Source organism: Actinomycetota bacterium (genome assembly GCA_005774595.1).
Taxonomy (GTDB): domain Bacteria; phylum Actinomycetota; class Coriobacteriia; order Anaerosomatales; family D1FN1-002; genus D1FN1-002.
In genome coordinates this window covers 1-2447 of sequence record VAUM01000295.1, presented here as the reverse complement: position 1 = coordinate 2447, position 2447 = coordinate 1, and the positions used below count along the sequence as shown (strand labels likewise).

3 protein-coding genes are annotated in these 2447 nt (G+C 72.9%); all 3 read right to left on the bottom strand.

All coding sequences use genetic code 11. The annotated features are described in order from the left end of the window. On the bottom strand, positions 1-322 hold a 322-nt coding region (locus tag FDZ70_09310), incomplete at its 3' end, for a hypothetical protein (GenBank protein ID TLM70156.1). Positions 323-338: 16 nt separating this feature from the next. Further along, positions 339-1820: an amidophosphoribosyltransferase gene (gene purF / locus FDZ70_09305; protein TLM70155.1), complete on the bottom strand. Its 1482-nt coding sequence runs from the start codon at positions 1818-1820 to the stop codon at positions 339-341. 91 nt (positions 1821-1911) lie between these two features. Further along, on the bottom strand, positions 1912-2447 hold a 536-nt coding region (locus tag FDZ70_09300), incomplete at its 5' end, for a hypothetical protein (GenBank protein TLM70154.1).

Sequence of the window (2447 nt, the reverse complement as noted above, 5' to 3'; positions counted from 1 at the left end):
AGGCGAGGCCGAACAGGGCCCACGCGACCAGCGCGGTCCACTCGGCCGAGCGCGACGCACCCACCGCCAGCAGCGGCGCGACCCCGTCGGCCATCTCGCGCGCGCGGGCGATCACGCGCAGCCCGTCGCCGAGCAGCCACCCGCCCGCGAGCACGGCCGTCGCGAGGCCGATGCGGCCGCCGGCGTGGCGGGCCGGCCCGCCGCCCGCATCCCGCCCGACCGCCAGCGCGGCGCACGCGCCTGCGGCGAGCGCCGACGTCAACGGGTTGAACCGCGCGCCGAGCGCGAGCCCGGCAAGGACCGCCGCGAGCGTGTCGGTCACGACGGGCGCCGCGCCCCTAGCCGTCCTCGCGCGACGCGCACGCCTCGAGCGCCATCTTGCCGCGCCGCACGCCCTCGGGGATCTCGATCGGGTAGACCCCGTCGAAGCACGCGAGGCAGAAGCGGTCGGCGGGCGCGCCGGTCGCCTCGACCATCGCGGGCAGCGACAGGTAGGCGAGCGAGTCGGCGCCGATGAAGTCGCGCGTCTCCTCGACCGACTTCGACGAGGCGATGAGCTGCTCCTGGGTGTCGGTGTCGATGCCGTAGAAGCACGGCCACGCGACCGGCGGCGACGTGATGCGCATGTGCACCTCGGCCGCGCCGGCCTCGCGCAGGAGCGCGACGAGCTTCTTGGTCGTGTTGCCGCGCACGATCGAGTCGTCGACCACCACGAGGCGCTTGCCGGCGATGGCGTGCTTGAGCGGGTTGAGCTTCAGGCGGATGCCCTGCTGGCGCAGCGACTGGCTCGGCGAGATGAAGGTGCGGCCGACGTAGCGGTTCTTCGCCAGGCCGATCTCGTAGGGGATGCCGCTGGCGGCCGCGAAGCCGGTCGCGGCGGGGACGCCCGAGTCCGGGACGCCGATCACCAGGTCGGCGTCGACGGGCGCCTCGACGGCCAGCGCAGCGCCCATGTTGCGGCGGGCCTCGTAGATGCCGCAGTCGTACATCTCGGAGTCCGGCCGCGCGAAGTAGACGAACTCGAAGATGCACAGCGCCTCGCGCTCCGCCTCGACCGCCTGCTCGCTCTCCAGCCCGTTCGGGCCCATCTTCACGATCTCGCCGGGCGCGACGTCGCGCACGAACTCGGCACCGATCAGGTCGAGCGCGCACGTCTCCGACGCGACCGCCCAGCCGATGTCGTCGACGCGGCCGAGCACGAGCGGGCGGATGCCGTACGGGTCGCGGAAGGCGTAGAGCGCCTCCTCGGACATGAGCACCGCAGAGTACACGCCGCGCACGACCTTCATGGTCTCGCGAATCCCGGCGCGCATGGAGTCGTGCTGCTGGGTGAAGTGGTCCACGAGGGTCGCAAGGACCTCGGAGTCGGTGGTCGAGCGGAAGCGGACGCCGTTGCCGCGCATCTCGTCGCGCAGGTCGCCCGTGTTCACGAGATTGCCGTTGTGCGCGAGCGCGATGGTGCTGTGCCCAACCGCCGAGATCACCGGCTGCGCGTTCTCCCAACTCGTCGAGCTGCCGGTGGTCGAGTAGCGCGTGTGCCCGATGGCGAGGTCGCCGTCGAGGCTGGCGAGGTCGGACTCCTTGAACGCCTGCGGCACGAGCCCGAGGTGCTTCGTGACGGTGAGCGTGTGGCCGTCGGCGACCGCGATGCCGGCGGACTCCTGGCCGCGGTGCTGGAGCGCGTGGAGCGCGAAGTAGGTCATGCGCCCGACGTCCTCGCCCGGAGCGTATACGCCGAAGACCCCGCACGCCTCTTCGGGGTGCTCGGGCGGGTCGGAAAGGGCCCAGTCAGCGGTGGAGGTCACTGGCTCCTGCGGCAACGCGGTCGGCGGGACGCGTGCAGGATAGCACGCGACGTGCCGAGCGGGCCGAATGCCCGCCCGGCTCGCCGCGGCGATCCCGGGAGGGGGGCTAGAAGCCGCCCCCGCCGCCGGAGAGCATCTCCGCGACTCCCGCCTCCACCTCGGGCGACAGTGCGCGCAGGCCGCCGAAGACCTCGACCGAGGTGATCGAGCCCGCCCGCATCATGAGCGCGAACGCGGTCGCTTCCGGCAGGGCATCGGGTGCCGAGAGCAGCAGGATACCGCCGCGCGAACCCATCGCCGCGCCGCCGGCCAGCCCGTCGGCGAACGAGACGCCACTGGCGATGCCTACCTTCGACCCGTCCGACCACTCCATCATCTCGGCCATGTCCGCGAACAACGCCGCGGTCTCGTAGCGGTCCGCGCCGGCGACGCGGTCCCAGTCCGCCCACGGCACCTCCGACTCCACACCGTCCGGCACCGCGGCTTCGCCACCGACGATGTGCACCGCCGAGGCGTCGAGCCAGTCGATCGCCTCCAGAGCGTCGTCGCCCAGCCCGTCGGGCCGGCACAGCAGCACCGGGATGACCTGTGCGTACGCGGCCGGGCCGACCGACAGCGCGTCGGCGTGGTTCGAACCGCTGA